Source organism: Pseudarthrobacter sp. 10T415, from assembly GCF_056394175.1.
Window position 1 is genome coordinate 67,522 of record NZ_JBFTHJ010000017.1, and the last position, 18,556, is coordinate 86,077.

The 18,556-nt window shown below is 66.8% G+C and carries 20 protein-coding genes and 1 riboswitch; of the genes, 9 read left to right on the plus strand and 11 right to left on the minus strand.

What is annotated here, in order from left to right; all coding sequences use genetic code 11:
* Positions 1-48: 48 nt before the first annotated feature.
* From AC1DBN_RS17840 to AC1DBN_RS17855, 4 genes are all read left to right on the plus strand, one after another.
* Positions 49-885, plus strand: coding sequence for an ABC transporter ATP-binding protein (locus AC1DBN_RS17840; protein ID WP_477723802.1), 837 nt, complete (start codon positions 49-51; stop codon positions 883-885).
* Positions 882-2,918, plus strand: coding sequence for a YhgE/Pip domain-containing protein (locus AC1DBN_RS17845; protein ID WP_091718202.1), 2,037 nt, complete (start codon positions 882-884; stop codon positions 2,916-2,918). Before AC1DBN_RS17840 ends, AC1DBN_RS17845 begins: the two co-directional genes overlap by 4 nt.
* A 104-nt stretch (positions 2,919-3,022) precedes the next feature.
* Positions 3,023-3,754 carry a TetR/AcrR family transcriptional regulator gene (locus AC1DBN_RS17850; protein WP_314215992.1) on the plus strand — a complete coding sequence of 244 codons (732 nt, stop codon included), beginning with the start codon at positions 3,023-3,025 and terminating at the stop codon, positions 3,752-3,754.
* A gap of 17 nt (positions 3,755-3,771) precedes the next feature.
* Positions 3,772-4,428 carry a hypothetical protein gene (locus AC1DBN_RS17855; RefSeq protein WP_314215986.1) on the plus strand — a complete coding sequence of 219 codons (657 nt, stop codon included), beginning with the start codon at positions 3,772-3,774 and terminating at the stop codon, positions 4,426-4,428.
* Here AC1DBN_RS17855 and AC1DBN_RS17860 read toward each other — a convergent pair.
* Positions 4,329-5,303: an EamA family transporter gene (locus AC1DBN_RS17860; protein ID WP_477723803.1), complete on the minus strand. Its 975-nt coding sequence runs from the start codon at positions 5,301-5,303 to the stop codon at positions 4,329-4,331. The two genes, AC1DBN_RS17855 and AC1DBN_RS17860, sit on opposite strands and share 100 nt — an antisense overlap.
* Before the next feature lie 72 nt (positions 5,304-5,375).
* Between AC1DBN_RS17860 and AC1DBN_RS17865 the strand changes: the two genes are divergently transcribed.
* On the plus strand, positions 5,376-6,290 hold the full coding sequence (locus tag AC1DBN_RS17865) for a LysR family transcriptional regulator (RefSeq protein ID WP_477723804.1): 915 nt from the start codon (positions 5,376-5,378) through the stop codon (positions 6,288-6,290).
* On the opposite strand, the gene AC1DBN_RS17870 is transcribed toward AC1DBN_RS17865, so the two are convergent.
* From AC1DBN_RS17870 to AC1DBN_RS17880, 3 genes are all read right to left on the minus strand, one after another.
* Complete coding sequence (locus tag AC1DBN_RS17870) at positions 6,268-6,795, minus strand: SixA phosphatase family protein (protein ID WP_015936026.1); 528 nt, start codon at positions 6,793-6,795, stop codon at positions 6,268-6,270. The two genes, AC1DBN_RS17865 and AC1DBN_RS17870, sit on opposite strands and share 23 nt — an antisense overlap.
* 250 nt (positions 6,796-7,045) lie before the next feature.
* Positions 7,046-7,912 (minus strand): winged helix-turn-helix domain-containing protein, encoded by an 867-nt coding sequence (locus tag AC1DBN_RS17875; RefSeq protein ID WP_056076619.1) that lies wholly within the window; start codon positions 7,910-7,912, stop codon positions 7,046-7,048.
* 568 nt (positions 7,913-8,480) lie between these two features.
* Complete coding sequence (locus AC1DBN_RS17880) at positions 8,481-8,816, minus strand: hypothetical protein (protein WP_477723805.1); 336 nt, start codon at positions 8,814-8,816, stop codon at positions 8,481-8,483.
* Positions 8,817-9,047: 231 nt separating this feature from the next.
* On the opposite strand from AC1DBN_RS17880, the gene AC1DBN_RS17885 reads away from it, so the two are divergent.
* The 3 genes from AC1DBN_RS17885 to AC1DBN_RS17895 all read left to right on the plus strand — a co-directional run bounded on the left by AC1DBN_RS17885 (position 9,048) and on the right by AC1DBN_RS17895 (position 12,307).
* A complete protein-coding gene (locus AC1DBN_RS17885) occupies positions 9,048-9,788 on the plus strand; it encodes a response regulator transcription factor (RefSeq protein WP_015936024.1) in 741 nt (246 codons plus the stop codon).
* Between the two features lie 6 nt (positions 9,789-9,794).
* On the plus strand, positions 9,795-11,288 hold the full coding sequence (locus AC1DBN_RS17890) for a sensor histidine kinase (RefSeq protein WP_091718194.1): 1,494 nt from the start codon (positions 9,795-9,797) through the stop codon (positions 11,286-11,288).
* A 133-nt stretch (positions 11,289-11,421) separates the two neighbouring features.
* Positions 11,422-11,578: riboswitch (cyclic di-AMP (ydaO/yuaA leader) on the plus strand.
* Between the two features lie 3 nt (positions 11,579-11,581).
* Positions 11,582-12,307: an aggregation-promoting factor C-terminal-like domain-containing protein gene (locus AC1DBN_RS17895; protein WP_157693424.1), complete on the plus strand. Its 726-nt coding sequence runs from the start codon at positions 11,582-11,584 to the stop codon at positions 12,305-12,307.
* Between the two features lie 202 nt (positions 12,308-12,509).
* Here AC1DBN_RS17895 and AC1DBN_RS17900 read toward each other — a convergent pair whose 3' ends face one another.
* The 3 genes from AC1DBN_RS17900 to AC1DBN_RS17910 all read right to left on the minus strand — a co-directional run bounded on the left by AC1DBN_RS17900 (position 12,510) and on the right by AC1DBN_RS17910 (position 14,561).
* The gene (locus AC1DBN_RS17900; protein ID WP_091723823.1) at positions 12,510-12,878 is read right to left on the minus strand and encodes a VOC family protein; all 369 of its coding nucleotides are present in this window, start codon (positions 12,876-12,878) and stop codon (positions 12,510-12,512) included.
* Between the two features lie 58 nt (positions 12,879-12,936).
* Entirely contained in the window at positions 12,937-13,572 is a 636-nt protein-coding gene (upp, locus tag AC1DBN_RS17905) for a uracil phosphoribosyltransferase (RefSeq protein ID WP_091718189.1), read from the minus strand.
* Between the two features lie 98 nt (positions 13,573-13,670).
* The gene (locus AC1DBN_RS17910; protein ID WP_407681235.1) at positions 13,671-14,561 is read right to left on the minus strand and encodes a phosphatase PAP2 family protein; all 891 of its coding nucleotides are present in this window, start codon (positions 14,559-14,561) and stop codon (positions 13,671-13,673) included.
* A 58-nt stretch (positions 14,562-14,619) separates the two neighbouring features.
* Between AC1DBN_RS17910 and AC1DBN_RS17915 the strand changes: the two genes are divergently transcribed.
* Entirely contained in the window at positions 14,620-15,126 is a 507-nt protein-coding gene (locus AC1DBN_RS17915) for a nucleoside deaminase (protein ID WP_091718187.1), read from the plus strand.
* Between the two features lie 56 nt (positions 15,127-15,182).
* On the opposite strand, the gene AC1DBN_RS17920 is transcribed toward AC1DBN_RS17915, so the two are convergent.
* The 4 genes from AC1DBN_RS17920 to AC1DBN_RS17935 all read right to left on the minus strand — a co-directional run.
* Positions 15,183-16,265 (minus strand): glycosyltransferase family 4 protein, encoded by a 1,083-nt coding sequence (locus AC1DBN_RS17920; RefSeq protein WP_477723806.1) that lies wholly within the window; start codon positions 16,263-16,265, stop codon positions 15,183-15,185.
* 3 nt (positions 16,266-16,268) lie between these two features.
* Positions 16,269-16,664 (minus strand): 6-pyruvoyl trahydropterin synthase family protein, encoded by a 396-nt coding sequence (locus tag AC1DBN_RS17925; protein WP_477723807.1) that lies wholly within the window; start codon positions 16,662-16,664, stop codon positions 16,269-16,271.
* Between the two features lie 80 nt (positions 16,665-16,744).
* Positions 16,745-17,767 carry a zinc-dependent alcohol dehydrogenase gene (locus AC1DBN_RS17930; protein ID WP_477723808.1) on the minus strand — a complete coding sequence of 341 codons (1,023 nt, stop codon included), beginning with the start codon at positions 17,765-17,767 and terminating at the stop codon, positions 16,745-16,747.
* Between the two features lie 202 nt (positions 17,768-17,969).
* Positions 17,970-18,556, minus strand: a 587-nt coding sequence (locus tag AC1DBN_RS17935) for an HNH endonuclease signature motif containing protein (RefSeq protein WP_477723809.1), incomplete at its 5' end; no start/stop codon positions are given.

Sequence of the window (18,556 nt, forward strand, 5' to 3'; positions counted from 1 at the left end):
GTCAGTTTGGTTAGTCTTGGAGCAGACACTTTCTGTGAAAGGCCCCTCTTGCTCTCAGCACGCCAGCTTTCCGTCAAAGGCCGCCGCGATCCCCTGCTCCCTCCCACCACGCTTTCCGTGGAGCGGGGACAGCTCCTGCTGGTGGCCGGTGACCGCCAGGACCAGCGCACGGCCCTTGCCCTTGCCCTTAGCGGGCGGATGAAATCCACCGGCGGCTCTGTCGCCTGGGACGGGCAACAGCGCACCCGGCAGCTGCGGCTGGCCAGCGCCCTGGTGGACTCCCCCGGCGTGAACGAGCCGGAGGAGCACCTGAGCGTGCGCGACCTCGTGACGGAGGACCTTGCCCTGGTGCCACGCCGATACCGGGGTGCGCTGCTCAGCGGCCCCTGGCTCAAAGTGAACCGCTTCGAGGACATCGCGGGCCTCTGGACCGAACAGCTGGACCCCGCCCGGCGGCTGGAGCTGCTGACCGCCCTGGCGCTGGCCAACCCGCACACCGACCTCCTCGTGGTGGACTCTCCGGACAGGCACAGCGCGGACAACGCCGCTTGGCTGCCCCGCCTGCAGGAATTGGCGTCCGACGCCGGAAGGCCGCTCGCGGTCGTCGCCACCGTGCGCGCCCTCCCGCCATCGTGGGACGGCCCGTCCGCCGTGGTGGGCAACGATGCCGTGGCAAATGTGCCCGTGACGGAAACTGGCGAGCCGATCGATGGCGGGCAGGCTGCCCGCCACGAAGCTGCGTCCCGCGACGACGCGCTGCCGGAGCATCCGGACGAAGACGAAGCCCTTAACGTGGGTACCCGCGGCCATGGAAGCCGGGCCACCCCCGCACACACCGGGCAGCCTGTCCGGACCGATGAACTCGAAACCGAGGTTGCCAAGTGACAGTCATCCGGCTGGCCCGCTCCGAACTCAAGCGCATGACCGGCGGGCTGTTGCCCAAGCTGACTATCCTGGCGCTGACCATGGTCCCCCTCCTGTACGGGGCCGTCTACCTGTACGCCAACTGGAACCCCTACGGCCACCTGAACAACCTCGATGCCGCACTGGTGGTGGAGGATACGGGGGCCGGCAGCAGCGACGGTACCCGCCTGGAGGCCGGGGCGAAGGTGGCGGACAGCCTGGTGGAGGGCAACGTTTTCCACTGGATCCCGGTGGAAAGCTCCGCGGCAGCGGATGAGGGCGTCAGCAGCGGCCAGTATGCCTTTGCACTGAAGATCCCCAAGGACTTCTCCGCCAACCTTGCGTCCCCGGGCAGCTTCGATTCCGCGAGCCAGGCGATGCTCAACGTCACCACCAACGATGCGAACAACTACCTCCTCAGCACCATCGTGGACAAGCTGACCACTGCGGTTCACACCACGGTGGCCACCGAGGTGGGTGAGGAAACCGCGAACCAGCTGCTCACCGGCTTCGGAACCATCCACACCCAAATGGTGAAAGCAGCCGACGGCGCGGGGCAGCTGGCGGACGGCGTTGCCTCCCTCCGCGACGGTACCGTGACGCTGCACCAGGGAACCACGGATCTGAGCAGCGGAGCCTCCCAGCTCCAGGCGGGGCAGCTGAAGCTCCGGGACGGGGCCAACCAGCTCACCGACGGCGCCGGCCAGCTGAGCAGCGGGCTGTCGGTGTTGAAGGACAAGACGGGATCGCTCCCCACCGACTCGCAGACGCTTGCGTCCGGCGCCGCACAGGTTGCCGCCGGGAACGCCCAGCTCAACACCAAGGTCCAGGATGTGGCAACGCAGCTGGAGGCGGCGGACCAGGGCCTGCGGGCACGGGTGGTGGAGTCGAACAGCAGGCTGGTGGCTTCTGGCGTCCTGACGCAGGAGCAGGCCAACGCCATCCTTGCCGACTTCGATGCCGCGGCCACGTCCAGCCCGGTGGCTGCTGCCAAGGCGAAGCTGCAGTCGGACGCTGCCCAGATCCAGCAACTCGCCGACGGCTCCGAGGCCGTGAGCGTGGGCGCCGCGCAGCTGGCCGCCGCCACGCCCGCCCTGAAGGATGCCATCCGGCAGGCCTCCAGCGGCGCCGACCAGCTCCATACCGGTGCCGCCACGCTGGCCACCGGCGAGCAGGCAGCACTGGACGGTACCTCCAGCCTGGCCGCGGGGGCCCAGAAGCTCGATTCCGGCGCTGCCCAGCTGGCCGACGGTGCCGGCACGGCCGCGGACGGTTCACGCACGCTGGCCGACGAGATCGGCAAGGGTGCGGGGCAGGTTCCCAACCCCGACGACGCCCAGAAGGACAACCTGTCCAGGGTCATGGCGGATCCTGTGGCGGTCAGCAACGTTTCGCAGGCCAAGGCCAACTCGTACGGCGCCGGGCTGGCACCGTTCTTCCTCACGCTGGCCCTGTGGATTGGCATTTTCATGCTGGTGCAGGCCATGCGCCCCATCACCCAGCGGGCGCTGGCCTCCAACGCCCCGTCCTGGAAGATCGCCCTGGGCGGCTGGCTCCCCTTCCTGGCTGTATCCGTTGTGCAGGCGTCCCTGCTGACCCTGGTGGTGAACCTCGCCCTGGGCCTTAACCCCGCGCATCCGGTGATGATGTGGCTGTTCATGCTGGCGGCGGCCATGGCGTTCAGCGCCCTGATCCAGGGGATCGTTGCGCTGCTGGGCTCCCCCGGCAAGCTGGTGGTGCTCATCCTGCTGGTGCTCCAGCTCGTGTCCTCGGGAGGCACCTTCCCCTGGCAAACCACGCCGCAGCCCCTGCATGTGGTGCACGAGATCCTTCCCATGGGGTACGTGGTGACCGGAATGAGGCACCTGATATACGGGGCGGACCTGTCCATGATCCTGCCCACCGTGGCCGGGCTCCTGGGCTACACCCTGCTGGGTACCGTGATGTCCACGCTGGCAGTGCGCAAGAACAAATACTGGACCCTGAAGACGCTCAAGCCGGAGATTGCCGTATGAGCAAGGACCCGGAGGATACGGGCGCTGCCTTGGCAGACGGGGCAGCGGCAGACCGGGCCTTGGTAGACGGGGCAGCGGCACAGGTGGTCCTGGAAACGGCGGAAATGGGCACCCACCCGTTGGACGTTGCGAAGGCGCGGCGGCCGGCCCGGACCACGGCAACCCGGCAGAAGCTGTTCGACGCCTCCATGGCACTGATCGGCGAGCGCGGGGCCGCAAACGTGACGGTGGACGAAATCGCCGCCGCCGCAGGGGTTTCGAAAGGTACGGTCTACTACAACTTCGGCAGCAAGTCTGAGCTGATCGCCCAGCTGTTGAGGCATGGTGTGGACATCCTGAAGGCCAGGCTGCTGGGAGCGGCCGACGCCGGGAACCCCCGTTCCGGACGCCCGCGGAAGGCCAATGAGGCCGGCGCCGAAGCCGGGCGTTCCACTGGTTTGGGAGGGGATCCTTCCGTTTCGGACGGCGACCCCCTAGTGGCCATGGAGGCGATGATCGGGCAGGCCATGGATTTCATGGCCGAGTACCCGTCCTTCGCCCGGCTGTGGGTGAGCGAGAACTGGCGCATCCCCAGCGAGTGGCAGGGCACCTTCGCGGTACTTCGCGGGGAGCTGCTGGAGGTGGTGGGGCAGGCCGTGGACAACGTGGCGAAAGCCTACCCGGTGGACGAGTCCGTACCCCGCGGGAGCCTTGAAACGGCCATCTTCGGTGCCTGCTTCGTGGTGGGCCTGGACCGGCAGACCTACAACCCCGAACGCACCCGTGACCAAAGCGTTGCGGCAATCATGGCCATCATGCGCGGCTACGTCCTGAAGGATGCGCACCCTCGGGGATGATGGAGCACATGCGTCACATGGGCAACAGTGGAAAGTTTGCGGTCATTTGCGGCATCGTCGCGGCCGGGCTGCTGGTCCTGACCGGAATGACGCTCGCTGAACCGGTGTTCCTCGCGTTCCTCGGCGTCCTGGCGCTGGCCTACGTGGCCGCCGTCGCGGAGCTGCTGGTCCGGCGTCGACACCTGGCCCTCCTGGCAACGGGAGCGGGTACCAGCATCACTATCGCGTGCTCGCTCGCATTCCTGAGCACCTGGGAGCTGGCGTTCGACGGCGAGTCATCCTTCATCGGCACCCCGCTGCCCACGAACGATCCAGACAACTACTTCATGGTGGCCGCTGCCGCCGCTGCGGGGACCCTCGCGGTCCTCTTCCTGGGTGCCGCCTGGCCGTCCCGCCGTCGTACTGGCAGCGGTTCCAGGCCTGCGACGGGACGCAAGCCAGCGACTGCCGGCCGGCCCGCCGGGCGGCTAACTGCGCAGCCCGCACAGCGCCCGGGCGCCCAGAGGCCTGCACCGCAGCGGTCCGGTGCGCAGCGTTCCGGAGTCCAGAGGTCGGGGTCCCAGGGTTCGGCGGCTCAGCGTGCCCCGGGGACCCGGCCGCCGGCCAGGTTGCCGTCCACTCCTTCCCGGCGCCCGTCCCCGAAGTCCGGCAACGGCTCAACCACCGGCCGCTGAGGCGGCCTGCGCCTGAAGGTCACCACCGCCGTCGCCACACCTGCAAGGAGCAGCAGCCCGCCCGCAATTTCCGTTGGCGTGGGAATTTCCGCGAGGACCAGCCAGGCCGTGGCCATTCCCACCACCGGGACCAGCAGGGTGAAGGGAACAACGGCCGACGACGGGTGGCTGGCCAGCAGCCGGTTCCAGATTCCGTAGCCCACCAGTGAGGCGAACACGGCCGTGTACAGCGCGCTCAGCAGCGTGGGCGCCTGCAGGTGCCCGAGCGTCCCCAGCACCGCGCCGGGGCCGTCCACCAGCAGCGACAGGGCGAACAGGGGCAGCGGCACTACAGCGCCGGACCACACCACCAGGCCCAGCCCCGAGGCCGCCCGCGCCTTCCGGGCAATGACGTTCCCGGCGGCCCAGGACAGTGCGGCCGCGAGGACGATGAGGAAGGGCAGCAGGGGTGCCACGGCGCTGCGGCCCACGGCAACGACGGCCAGCCCCGCTACGCCCAGGACCACCCCGGCAAGCTGGCGGGGTCCCGGCCGTTCACCAAGGAAGACGGCGGCCAGCAGGACCGTCAGGAGCACCTGCGCCTGCAGCACCAGCGAAGCGAGCCCTGCCGGCATTCCCAGCGCCATGGCCAGGTAAAGGAGTCCAAACTGCCCGGCACTCATGAAGAGGCCGACGCCGATGATCGCCTTCCAGCTGACGTCCGGCTTGCGGATGAAAAAGATCCACGGGACCACTACCAGGACGAAGCGCATCGCCACGAACAGGAGCGGCGGGACGTTACGGTCCCCCGGGTGCAGCCCGATGTCGATGGCCACAAAATTCAGGCCCCACAGGACGGCAACCAGAACGGCGAGGAGAGAGTTACGGAGGTTCACCTCCTCAGGGTGGCAGAACACCCAATGAAGCACCAGCGTTTATTTGCACTGCCAATCATGTACCTTTGCTTCATGATTGACATCGGCTCACTTCGGGCCCTGGCCGCGATCGAACAGTACCGTTCCGTCATTGCAGCCTCCGAAGCCATGGGGTTCAGCCCCTCGGCCGTCTCCCAGCAGGTTAAGAAGCTGGAGAAGGAAGCCGGCTTTGCCGTGCTGGAACGCCGGGGACGGGGCGTGCTGCTCACTGAACGCGGCGTGGCGCTCGCTGCATACGGGCGGCGCATCCTGGCCGAACTCGAAGAACTCCAGTCAACCCTGCTGGCGGATCCGGCCAAGCCCAGCGGGCAGTTGCGGGTGGTGGCGTTCTCTACTGCGTGCCGCGGCCTGGTGGGGCCGTTGCTGGGCAAGCTCGCCGCCACCGAAAGCGACCTGGACGTCAGCGTGCTCGCCGAAGACCCACGCGAGGCCGTGGCCCGCGTGGCCAACGGCGAGGCGGACCTGGGCCTGGTGCACAACTGGAACTCCGTGCCCCTCGTGATCCCGGAGCATCTGTCCCTGGAGTGGCTGTCCGAGGACATAGCCGACGTCCTGGTTCACAGCAGCCATCCGCTGGCACGGCGCTCCGGCGTCACGCCGGCGGACCTGGTGGATGAGCAGTGGATCAGCACCCCGCACGGGGCCATCTGCAACGAAGCACTGCTGAGGATCTTCGCCGATCTTGGCCGGGTTCCCGACGTCAAGGTCTACGACCCCGATTTCGCCACCCACATTGCCCTCGTGGAGCAGGCCGCCGTGGTGGCCCTGGTTCCGCGGCTGGGCCGTCCCGCGTTGCCTGAAGGGGTGATTGCGGTACCCGTCACGGACCCGGTCCAGGCGCGGCAGGTGGGCATTGTCCACCGCAGGACCATGACGGCCAGCCCCGGCATCCGTTACGTGTCGGAACTGCTGCGCGAGATCGCTGCTAGTGGGCCCGGGGAACCTTGAACCTGGTGATGCGGGCGTCCTGACCGTCCAGCTCGGCCCACGACTTTTCGGTTTCCAGGACCGTCAGCGCGCTGGTGGGATAGCGGGTGGCGGCGTCCATGTAGGCGTCGTGGTCAGAGTCGCGGGAGGCCAGGTGCATCGCCAAATCCTGGACGCCCGGCAGGTGCGAGATCAGCATCAGGGTGGTCACGGTGTCCGGAACGTGGTTGACAACGGCGAGCATACGCAGGGCCGAGGCGGCATACAGCCCGTCCTCGAGCTTGGGCGTAGGGGCCTTGTCCCCCAGCTCCGAGCACACCCAGGTGCAGGTCTGGCGGGTACGCAGGGCACTCGAGCACAGGATGAAGTCAGGGACGATGTTGTGCTTGAGCAGCCACTTCCCGGCCAGCGGCGCCTCCCGGTGGCCGCGCTCCTCGAGGGGCCGCTCATGGTCGGCCACCCCGCCGGGCCAGTCGGCCTTGGAGTGCCGCATGATCACAAGCCGGCGAAGATGGTGCTCACTCATGGGCCAAGCCTATCGCCAGCAACAGCAAGCAAAGGCAGGAGGGGCAGCCGAAGAAGCGTCACGCCAAGCACGCCCTAAGGGGCAGGCAGGAAGGGAATCAGCGGAATACCGGGCGCCAGCAGGAACAAAGAGCCGCTAAACCGTGCCCCCAGTGACGCGCGCCCCGCCAGCCGCGTAGGCAAGTGCCTTGAGGACCCCGGATACGCCAAGCGGCTTTCTGCGTAGTGCCGCCTTAGGGCGGAGGCAGAACCTAGATCGAGTATTCCGGAGCGGCCCAGACGACGACCTCGGGGTGCTCGTAGAACCGGTAGCCCTGTCCGCGGACCGTGCGGACGGTGTTGGCCAGGCGGCCGAGCTTGGAGCGAAGGCGGCGGATGTGGACGTCGATGGTGCGCTCGTTGGGGACCTCTTCGGCGTTGCGCCACAGGCCTTCGAGCAGTTCGTCGCGGCCAACGGTGCGGGTGCCGTTTTCCACCAGGTAGTTCAGGAGTTCGAACTCCTTGAAGGTCAGGTTGAGGGATTCGCCGTCGAGGTGGACTTCGCGGCGGGCGAGGTCGATCAGGACGCCGGAGGGGCGGGGCTCCTGCGGCTGCTGGGGCCGGGGTGCCTCGGTGCGCTGCCGGGCGTTGACGGTGGGGTCGCCGAAGGTGGAACGGACGACGTCGAGCGCGGAACCGGGGGTGCCGGCGGGGGCAACCGCCACGGCGGCGTAGCTTTCGGCGCCGGTCACCAGGGACTGGGCGTAGGCGCGGATTTCCTGGGCAAGCTTGGCAATGGAGGTGCCGGCAGCTGCAGCGGTTTCCTCATCAATACCCATGTAGAGAACAAACCCGCGGGCCACGTTCTCATTCGGAACCGGCCGGACGGCGTTGGGCCCGGCCACCACGGGGGTGGGGGCGGTGATGGGCGCCGCGGTCTCCGTGGGCTGCACGGCGCGGAGCTGGCCGTAAGAGTTGGGGTTGTAGCCCTGCGGTGCGTAGCCCTGAGCCGGGAAGCTGTTTCCTGACGTCGGAGCAAGCGAGGGGCGGGGGCCGAAACCGGGGCGGAGGCCCGACGGCTGCCCTGCCTTGGCGGCGTTACGGACGGAGATGTGGACGTATCCGGATGCAACTGACATGGAATGCTTACCTCAATGTGAATGGCCGCCATAGCGGCACTCGAATGCTGGGTTTCCCCGCACTGCGAATGGGGAGGGGCGCCCGACGCTGGGCTGGGGGCGAATGCCTAAGAACTTCGAAGGGTGTAGAAGGTCAGGCGTGCATTCGACAACAGCGCATGTCGGCAGCAGCTGATGTGCCGGGCCAATATTCTGCGGCTGCAGGTGCTGTTGAGTTCTTGTTCACATTGGAAGTGTGCAGCGTAACAATGGCAACTTGCAAGTAACAATGGGCAGAATCGTCCGCATCGTGAGACGAATCGGCGAAATGTGCGACAGATCACGATTCTGGGAAGGTCAAATAATAACGTCCGTTATCCGAAGATGGACCTCCGAACCGTCGTCCTACTGAACTATCTTCGATGGATGCCATCTGTATCGAATCAGTCCGAATTTCAATCGCTTGACATAGAATTCACCCACCGGAGGGTCCTCACTGTCCAATTCCTTGACGGCTGCTAGCGGTCTTTTCGGCTCCCGACTACCTGAACGAGGCCACCGCGGCGGCGTCTCACATGGCGCCGGCCGGTCAGTTGGTGGTTGTCCCCGCACCCGGAGCTGCTGCCGTACCGGACGCGGTCGCAAGCAGTATGGTCTGGGCCTTGTAGGTGTCCGAGGACTTGAGCGCGGTCACGCGGACGGTTGATCCAGAAGTGACTTCCGAGATGTCCAGGGTGCTGCCCGTACTGCCGCTGCCCCGTTGCCGCATGCCCTCTGATACCTGCACATCCGCTCCGACGGCGTAGGTGCGCGGGAACCCGTCCTCGCTCTTGACGGTCAGTGAGTCCGACGAAACGTCCGTGACGGTGCCCGTCTGGGACGCCATGGTCACGTAGGAGGAACCCTGCAGGTTCTGCTGGTCCATTGATTGCTCCTCGGGAAGGGAACCTAATGGTCGCCTCTGCTGATGTTCCATCAGCGTCAGCCGCGTTCCTGAGTCCGGGCTGTGCGGCGGGGCATTCCTGACTGAGACATGCTGCCCGTGGCGCCGACCCTGCCACACCCGCTGCGACGCCCAGCTGGCTAGGCTGGGATTCACAGCTGGGGCACAGGAAGCCCAAAGCCCGCCTATATCCAAGGATCGGAGACTTGTCCCATGGCCACCTCGCACTCCATGACCAACAACCTCCCCAAGCTCTCCCACCCGGACGGCTCCCCCATCCGCGCCCTGGTGGTGGATGACGAACCCAGCCTTTCAGAACTGATGAGCATGGGCCTGCGGATGGCGGGGTGGTCCGTGGCAGTGGCAGCGGACGGGCCCGAGGCGGTGAAGCTGGCCAAGGACTTCCGCCCTGACGTCCTGGTGCTGGACGTCATGCTTCCGGGGTTCGACGGCGTGGAGCTGCTGGGCAGGATCCGCGCCTTCGCGCCGGAGGTGCCAGCCCTCTTCCTTACCGCGAAGGACGCAGTCCAGGACCGCATCGTCGGCCTGGCCGCCGGCGGCGACGACTATGTCACCAAACCGTTCAGCATGGAGGAAGTCATCCTCCGCCTGCACCGGCTGGTCCAGCGTTCAGGCGTCGCCGCCATGGACACTGCCGAACTGGTGGTTGGCGACCTGGTGCTCAACGTCGACACCCGGGAAGTCACCCGCGCCGGGGATGACGTGCAGCTGACGGCCACCCAGTTCGAACTGCTCCGCTACCTCATGGAAAACCCCAAGCGGGTCATCAGCAAGGCACAGATCCTTGACAGGGTGTGGGACTACGACTTCGGCGGCCAGGCCAACATCGTCGAGCTCTACATCTCCTACCTGCGCAAGAAGATCGACGCCGTCCATCCGCCCATGATCCACACCGTCCGCGGGGCCGGTTACGTCATCAAGCCGGCGGACTAGCTCGCCATGGCCCCTTCAGACGCTTCCTACACCCGGAGTTGGCTCAGGCCCGCAACCTGGCACCTGCGTACCCGCCTGATCGCCCTGGCCATGGCCCTGCTCATCGCCATCTGCGGTGCCGTTGGCATCGTGAGCTACGCATCGATGGACGCCTTCCTGACCCGGCAGCTTGATGACCAGCTCAGCCAGGCCGCCAACCTCGCCGACAACCCGGGCCGCCCGCCCTTTGGCGGCTTTAACGGACGGGATCCCCTGGACGCCCGGGGCCAAAGAATCGGCACCGTCAACGCGAGCATCCGCAACAGCCAGGTTAGTTCCGGCGGCTTCCTCGCCTCGGACACCACCCGCCAGCCCCTGTCCACAGAGGACAAGGAGACGCTCCTTGCGCTCGATGCCAACTCAAGGCCCGTGGACCGTTCGATGTCCAGCGGTGATTATCGGCTGATCGCGGTCCAGACAAGCTCCGGTGACATCCTGGTCACGGGACTCCCCCTGGCCGCCAAGGAAAGTACCCTCAGGTCCCTCGTGTGGACCTTCGTGTTCGTCTCGCTGGGCGGACTGCTGCTGATCGGCCTGGTGGGGACGGTGCTGATCCGCCGCACCATGAAACCGCTGGAACAGCTCTCCGAGGTTGCCACCAGGGTGTCGGAACTGCCCCTGGACGCCGGCGAGGTGGCGCTCGCCGTCCGCGTGCCGCCGTCGAACTCCAACCCGGGCACCGAAGTGGGCAGTGTGGGGCATGCGCTGAACCTCATGCTGGACAACGTGGCCAGCGCCCTGGAAGCCCGGCAGAAGAGCGAAACCAAGGTGCGCCAGTTCGTGGCGGACGCCTCGCATGAGCTCCGCACCCCATTGACCGCCATCCGCGGCTACACCGAGCTGATGCGGATGACGGAGGACTTCACTCCCGACGGTCAGAAATCACTGGCCCGGGTACAGAGCCAGTCCGAGCGGATGACGGCACTGGTGGAGGACCTGCTGCTCCTGGCGCGGCTGGATGAGGGCCAGCCGCTCAAGCTGGCCGAGGTGGACCTGACGCAGCTGGTGGTGGAAAGCGTCAACGACGAAAAGGTCATGGCCCCCAGCCACACCTGGCGGCTCGATCTTCCCGCGGAGCCGGTGCTGGTGAACGGGGACGGCGCGCAGCTGCGGCAGGTGCTCATGAACCTGCTGTCCAACGCCCGGAAACACACCCCTGCCGGAACCACCGTGGTGGCCGGCGTCGGCACGGCTCCGGACGGCGCCGCCGTCGTGACGGTCACGGACGACGGCGGGGGCATACCGGCGGACTTCGTGGACCACGTCTTTTCACGCTTCGCCCGCGCAGACGCAGCCCGCAAGGGCAGCGGCGACCAGGCCGGCGCGGCCGTTGCAGAGGGCACCAGCGGGCTGGGCCTGTCCATCGTCCAGTCCATCGTGGAAGCCCACGGAGGCCGGGTAACGGTCACATCACGGCCGGGGATGACGGAGTTCGCGCTCCGGCTCCCGACTGTAGCCTGAATTCGCCAAGGCGACGCGCCGTCGTCGTGATGTCTGTTACCTAAATGTGACTTAAGCGCCGCTCTCCTGTACCGTCGATATGGTGCGGTTCCCGTTCGGGCCGCATATCCGGATGACGCCAAGCTCTGCCACTTCCCGGATTTCGCTTGAACTGAGGCAGAGGCGGGGGACCCACGTCCCGGGCAACGCAGTACTGCCCTTGGGGTTAAGCCAGCACGTGTATTTGCCGTGCGGCCGGATGCCCTCATCCGAACCCGACAGCTAACTCCGCAGGTGTGAGAGGCGAACTAAACATGTCTAAATTCACGGTAAAACCGCGCCCAAAATCGGCTCCGAGCCACAGCGCGCAGCCTGAAACCCGTAAGAAGTCTTCCTTCGGCAAGCGCGCCGCGGTCCTCGCAGTGTCCGCAGCGATGCTGGTGGGCGTAGGCGCCGCGGGCCAGGCCACGGATGCCATGTCCCGCGTGGCGGCCACCGGCTCAGAGTCCCCCGCTGCCGCCGATTCCCAGATGAGCATCGAGAAGAGCGAAATCCGCTCGAACCCGGCCGCGTCGGCGCCCGCCGAGCTCAAGGTTCAGCCCCAGGAAGCGGCACCGGCCCCCGCACCCGCGGCAGAACCTGCCCCGGCCGCAGCGCCCGCACCGGCCCCGGCCCCCGCACCGGAGGCTGCTCCGGCTCCCGCTCCCGAGCCCGCCCCCGTCGTCGCCGTCAACGATCCGGCCGGCGCACAGGCTTACGCGTCCGGCCAGCTGGCCAGCTACGGGTGGGCCCAGGACCAGATGCAGTGCCTGGTCACCCTGTGGACCAAGGAATCCGACTGGACCACCACCGCCACCAACGCCAGCAGCGGCGCCTACGGCATCGTCCAGTCCCTGCCCGCCGAGAAGATGGCGAGCTCCGGCCCCGATTACATGACCAACTACCGTACCCAGATCAACTGGGGCCTGAACTACATCAAGGAGCGCTACCAGTCCCCGTGTGGCGCCCTGAACTTCCACCTCGGTCACAACTGGTACTAAAAACCCTCACTGGCTGAGGCCTTCCGACCGGCCGCCGCCGAACCTTCCCGGTTCAGCGGCGGCCGTCGTCGTCTCCGCAGCCATGCGTGCGAGGTAGCAGTTTTTGGAGTTGACCCTCCGGCCGCCGAGCGGATCGGCACCTGCTTCGCCGTGGCGGCGAAATACCGCGAAGGCGTCGTGGTCCGGGGGCCGGGACGTGCCGTTACCGTCCCGGGATGTACTGGACGGCCCAGCGGTTGCCGTCGAGGTCTGCGAAGTACACGAAATGACCCCAGTCCTGGACATCCACATCGCTGACGTCCACGCCGTTGTTCTTCAGGTGGTCGTGGGCGGCCTGGATGTCACTGACCACCAGCTGGAGGTTGGAGCCTGTACCCGGAGGAGCGTCCGTGAGGCCTTCACCGATGCAGATGGAACATGCTGAGCCAGGCGGGGTCAGCTGCACGAAGCGGATGGACTCCGACGGACGTTCGTCGAAGTCGGCGTTGAAACCAACCTTGTTAACGTAGAAATCCTTGGCGCGGTCCACATCGGACACCGGGACAAACACGAGTTCAAGTTTCCAGTCCATTGCCACAGGCTACGGCCGGACCCCATATTGCGGAAGGCCTTCCGCCCGGTCAATGCGGTTAGCCGGCGATGCCGTACAGGCGGTCTCCCGCATCCCCAAGGCCCGGAACGATGTAGGACTTTTCGTTCAGCTTCTCGTCAATCGAGGCGAGGACGATGTGCACGTTCGCTTCGCCCAGTTCCTCCTCCAGCTTGGCCAGGCCCTCCGGGGCCGCAAGGAGGCAGATGCACGTGACGTCCGAGGCCCCGCGCTTGAACAGGAACTTGATGGCCTCGCGCAGCGTTCCGCCCGTGGCAAGCATGGGGTCCAGGACGAAGACCTGCCGGCCGGTAAGGTCCTCGGGCAGCCGCTCGGCATAGGTGATGATATCCAGGGTTTCCTCGTCGCGGGCCATGCCCAGGAAACCCACTTCTGCGGTGGGGACCAGCTTGGTCATACCCTCCAGCATGCCGAGGCCGGCGCGCAGGATGGGGACCACCAACGGCGTGGGCTTGGTGAAGGCCGTGCCCAAAGTGGTGCTGACCGGCGTCTCGATAGTGACGGGTTCGGTGCGGACCTCTCGCGTGGCCTCGTACGCCAGCAGTGTCACCAGCTCTTCGGTCAGCTGCCGGAACACGGGCGAAGGGGTGTTCTTATCCCGGAGGACAGTGAGCTTATGGGCGACCAGCGGGTGGTCCACAACGAGAGTGCGCATTGCTCAAAACTATCATCCGGCGCTGTCCCTGCCGGAGTTCCTGGCTTGGGCTCTTGGCGCGTGACCCGCCCGCCGGGGTGCGTCCCGGCGTCGTGAACCTACCCTCGGGGGTGCGTGCCGCCGTCGTGGTCCGTTCCGCGGCCGTGCGTGCCGCCGTCGTGGTCCGTTCCGCGGCCGTGCGTGCCGCCGTCGTGGTCCGTTCCGCGGCCGTGCGTGCCGCCGTCGTGGTGCATGGCGTCCGCTACGACATCGCGCACCACGGGACGCTCAAACGTGGGCGCCGGCCCGGCATGTTGCTTCCGCCGGATCAGATGGAACATCCGGTGGGCCAGGATGACGAACCCGACCCAGGCCAGGCCCAGCGTCCAGCCGGCAATGACGTCGGTCAACCAGTGGTGGCCCAGGAAAACCCGGCTCAGGCCCATGGAAACAATGAAGACGGTACCCGCGGTGATGGCCGTGATGCGGACGCTGAGGACCTGGAACTGCAGGCAGATGATGTACACCAGCACGCCGATCACCACCGTGGTGTTGAGGGTGTGCCCGCTGGGAAACGACGGCGAGTCTTCGTAGGGCGGAACAGCTTCGGAGTGGTCCGGCCGGGTCCGGCCCACCAGCCGCTTACCCAGGGTGGTGGCCGCGGTGGAAACCGCAGCTGCGCCGCCAACGAGGAGGAGCGGGCGCCACGACCTGCTGAGGAAGGTCAGCCACGCGGTGAGGAGCGTGGCGAGGATGGGCATGCCGATGCCGCCGCCAATGTTGGTGAAACCCGTGACGAACGCATCAAGTCCGGGATTCCGCAGTGACTGTGCGTAGTCCAGGGCGGGGATATCAAGGCTCGCCAGACCTTCGTCATCCACCACGTCCGAATACACTTCGGCGCCCAGCAGCGCCATGGCGACTATCAGGGTTCCGCCCACGGCCATGGTCAGCCACAAGGCGGCATACGGTTTGATCCAACGGTCCACGCGGTCCCGAACGGTACTCACGGCGCCTCCCCGGCATTCAGTACGCAGGCTTACTATCCCTCGAAACTATCATTGAGCCATGGTCTCCGCATCGAACAGTTACGACGAGTGGATGGGCCTCGCCCTGGCGGAGGCCCGCGCGGCACTCGCTACCGGCGATGTTCCTATTGGCGCCGTGGTACTGGGGCCCGACGGCGAGGTGCTGGGTTCGGGGCGGAACCAGCGGGAGGAGCTCGGAGACCCCACCGCCCATGCCGAGGTGGTGGCCATCCGCCAGGCTGCAGAGCGGCTGCGGGAACTGGCACGGCTCGGCGGCGGTCCGGACGACGGGTGGCGGCTGTCCGACTGCACGCTGGTGGTCACGTTGGAACCATGCGCCATGTGCGCCGGGGCCATTGTTCTTGCCCGGATTCCCCGGGTGGTGTTCGGCGCCTGGGACGAAAAGGCTGGCGCCGCGGGGTCCGTGTTCGACATCCTCCGTGAGCGGCGGCTCAACCACTGGGTGGAGGTCTACCCCGGCATCCGGGAAGACGAGAGCTCGGTGCTGCTGCGGGACTTCTTTGCGGATCACCGGACACGGTTGTAGTCGCCACCACTTCGGCTGGTGAGCGGAGACCTTTTTAGTCTTGCCGTGGCTGGGCTCTACCCGGCGCCGGTCAGCGCACGCACGACGTTCCCGGCCGTCTTCTCCCAGCCGGGCAGGAGGCTGCGCGCTTCCAGGGCCCGGCTGCGCCAGTCCCGCTGCACAGCGTGGTTCTCAAGCCACTGCCGAAGGGTCCTTCCGAGTACGGCTGCGTCCGCTTCGCCCCCGCGTGGCAGCGCCAGCGCCGCCCCAGGAAGGCGCGTGAAGCCGTCGGCATCCTTCAGTGAGGCAAGGTCCAGCGCTTCGACCGCACCGGTCCCCTGCCGGACCACTACGGGAACACCGCGGGCGAGCGACTCGGTGACCACCATCCCAAACGCTTCTTCGCGCGAGACAAGAAGGCTCAGGTCTGCACGGTTCCATTCCGCCTCAAGCGCATCCCCCGCCAACTCCCCCGTTAGCTGCACTCTTCCTGCCAGTCCGCTGCGGGCGATGGCTTCCTCCACCTGCCGGGCGTAGGCCGGATCTACCTGCTCAGATCCGACCAGCGACGCCGTCCACTCCAGATCCTTGATGCCAGCGAGGCCTGCCACGGTGAGGAGTTGGTCCTTGTTGGGCAGCAATGCGGCCACGGCAAGGAGGTGTGGAGGGCGCGAGCCCGTGGCGGGTGGGGCCGGATCGGCTCCCGGCAGCGCGACCCGGGCGTTGGGAAGGCCGCGCGCCTTGAGGATTCCGGCCGCGCTGCTGCTGGTGCAAATGACACCCGCCGCCGCACGCAGTGCCCTTGCTTCTTTCTGCAACGCTTCCGGGCCGGAAGTTTCCGGGACGGGCATATGCACCAGGACGCTTATTTGCCGGCCCGCCTTGGCCGCAAATTCGAGCTCGTCCGGGGCGCCGACGGCGACCAGCCCGTCCACCAGCACCTCGGCTGACTGTTGCCTTTGCTCTGGCTCCCAGGCGCCTAGAACGCTGCCGAACCGGCGTCGTTCCTTGGCAGAAGCGTGGGGCCAGTTCCCTTCGATCGGAAGGACCTGCACCTCCCACCCCAGGTTTCCCAGGCCCTCCGCCAGGCGGGCGTTGTAAACATTGCCGCCGGAGCTGTGGCGAATGTTGGCGGGGACCAGCAACCGCACCACGCGCATGGGTCAGGCTTTGAGGTCCAGCGAGAACGTTGCCCAGGCGTCCGGATGCTCGCGAAGGGTGACGTCGATCCCGTCCAGGTGGCGGCCGTCGTCGTCATCGCTGATTTTCTCCGCCACGGCCTGGGCAATGTACTGGGCGAGGGCCTCGGTGGTGCTGAGCTTGCCCTCGAAGTCCGGGTGCTCATCCAGGTTCTTGTAATTCAGTCCGTCAAGGACCTCCTCGATCACGGTTCCGGCGGCGCCGATATCCAGGACGATCGCGTTGTCATTCAGGGCACGACGGCGGAACGCCACCTCCGCGACGAACGTTGCGCCGTGCAGCCCCTGGGCAGGTCCGAACGCCTCGCGCGGCAGGCTGTGGGCGATCATGAAGTGGCGGCGGACGGTCAGGCTGAACATGGATTACCTCTGGCTTTGCTTGGTGGAGTAGGTCTGGTGTGGGGAATCGGTGGGCTTGGCGTGTGCCGGCTGTTAGGTTTTCAGGCCGGTCTTTCGGGCTGGCGGGCGGCGTCCTGCGGGTATTCGATGACGTGGCAGAGGGCTTCAAGGCTTCCATCGGACAGGCCCTGGACCACCTCGGGGAGGTCCTCGAAGGCTGACTGTCCGGTGAGGAAAGCGTCGAAGACGGGGTCGGTGAGCAGTGAGACGGCCAGGCCGAGGCGGTCGGCGTTGGTCCGGCGGTGCCGGCGGGACCGGGCCACCATGCCCACCTGGCTTGCCCTGATGGAAAGCCTCCGGGCGTGGAAGTCCTCCCCCAGGGGCACTGTGACCTTCCGGTCGGCGTACCAGGACATCTCGATGACGTCACCGTCGTCGCCCACAAGCTGGAGGCTGCGTTCGAGGCCTTCCTGGGAGGCGGAGCAGTGGATCACGATGTCGCAGTCGTCCAGGGCGTCCTCGGGGCTCGTGAACTCGACACCGATGGTGTCTGCCAGCTTCTTCCGTCCCGGATCCACGTCAACGAGTTGAAGACGCTGAAGCGGGAAGGTGCGCAGCAGGGTGGCCACCATCCCGCCCACCAGGCCGGCCCCGACGACGGCGACGCGGTCCCCCAGCTTCGGTTCGGCCTCCCACAGGGCATTGATGGCCGTTTCCACCGTTCCCGTGAGCACGGCACGCTGTGACGGAACGCCGTCCGGGATTCTTGTGAGGGCGTCCACCGGGACAACGTACCGGTCCTGGTGCGGGCTGAGGCAGAAAACGCGCTGCCCCTTCCACTCGTCCGGGCCTTCCTCCACGACGCCGACCGACAGGTAGCCGAACTTCACCGGCCCCGGAAAATCGCCTTCCTGGTGCGGGGCACGCATTTCTTCCGCGACCCGCACCGGCACCGCGCCCCGGTGCACCACCATCTCGGTGCCCCTGCTGATACCGGAGTACAGCGCTCGGACCACGGCTTCGTCCGGCCCTGGGGCGGGCAGGTCCTCGGACCGGAGCTCGCCCTGCTCTTTCGCGGTGGTCCAGTAGGCGGTGGCACGGTGCGGCGATCCTGAATTAGTCATCTTGCTGTCGAATCTATCGGGACGGGCGTTCGGGAGGAAGGTCCGACGGCGGGTGTCGCCGTTTCAGCAGGTCCACGTCAGCGGGGTGGAAGCTACCTGTTGAATTCGACGTGGCTAGTTTCGTTTGCTGGGTTCCTCGTAGGCACGGGAGCGTGGGCAGCAGTAGTTTCCTCGCACCTTAAGCCCTGCAGGTCATGTCAGGTCAGGTGAAGGAGAGCTCGTGTAGCCAGTGTTCCCGTTGCGGATCAGCGGGCAGCTCGAAAGGAGACGCGTAGAAGGCCTCCCAGAGCGGATCATCCGGAGAGAGATCGTCGGGGACGACACGGTCCTCGCAAGCGAATTCGGCGTCCAGTAATTCGTCGTCGGGAGGGTCGTCTAGGAGGTAGTCGGGGCAGACCGCAATGCCGGCAAGGATCCGTTGTTCCAGTGAGCCTGTCATGTGCAGCGCGTCGAGGAGCCGGGGTGGCCAGTGGGGTGGTTGGGGGTCGGGGTGTTGGCCCGGGTAGTGCCGGCCTGTGGGTGAGGTCCAGCCGGGTGGTTCGGCCGCGGTGGCTGGTGTGGGGGTCCAGCCGCTGCTGTGTTTGAGGCGGTGATGTTTCGGGCAGAGCTGTGCCAGGTTGCTGACTCCTGTTGTGCCGTGGTGCTGCCAGGCGGTGAGGTGGTCGGTGTCGTTGTCCGTGCTGGGGTTGGTGCAGCCGGGGAACGTGCAGTGTCCATCACGCATCCTGATCCAGCGCTTCATAGCCTCCGACAACCGGTAGCTGGTCCGGCCGATCTCGAGCGGTGCGC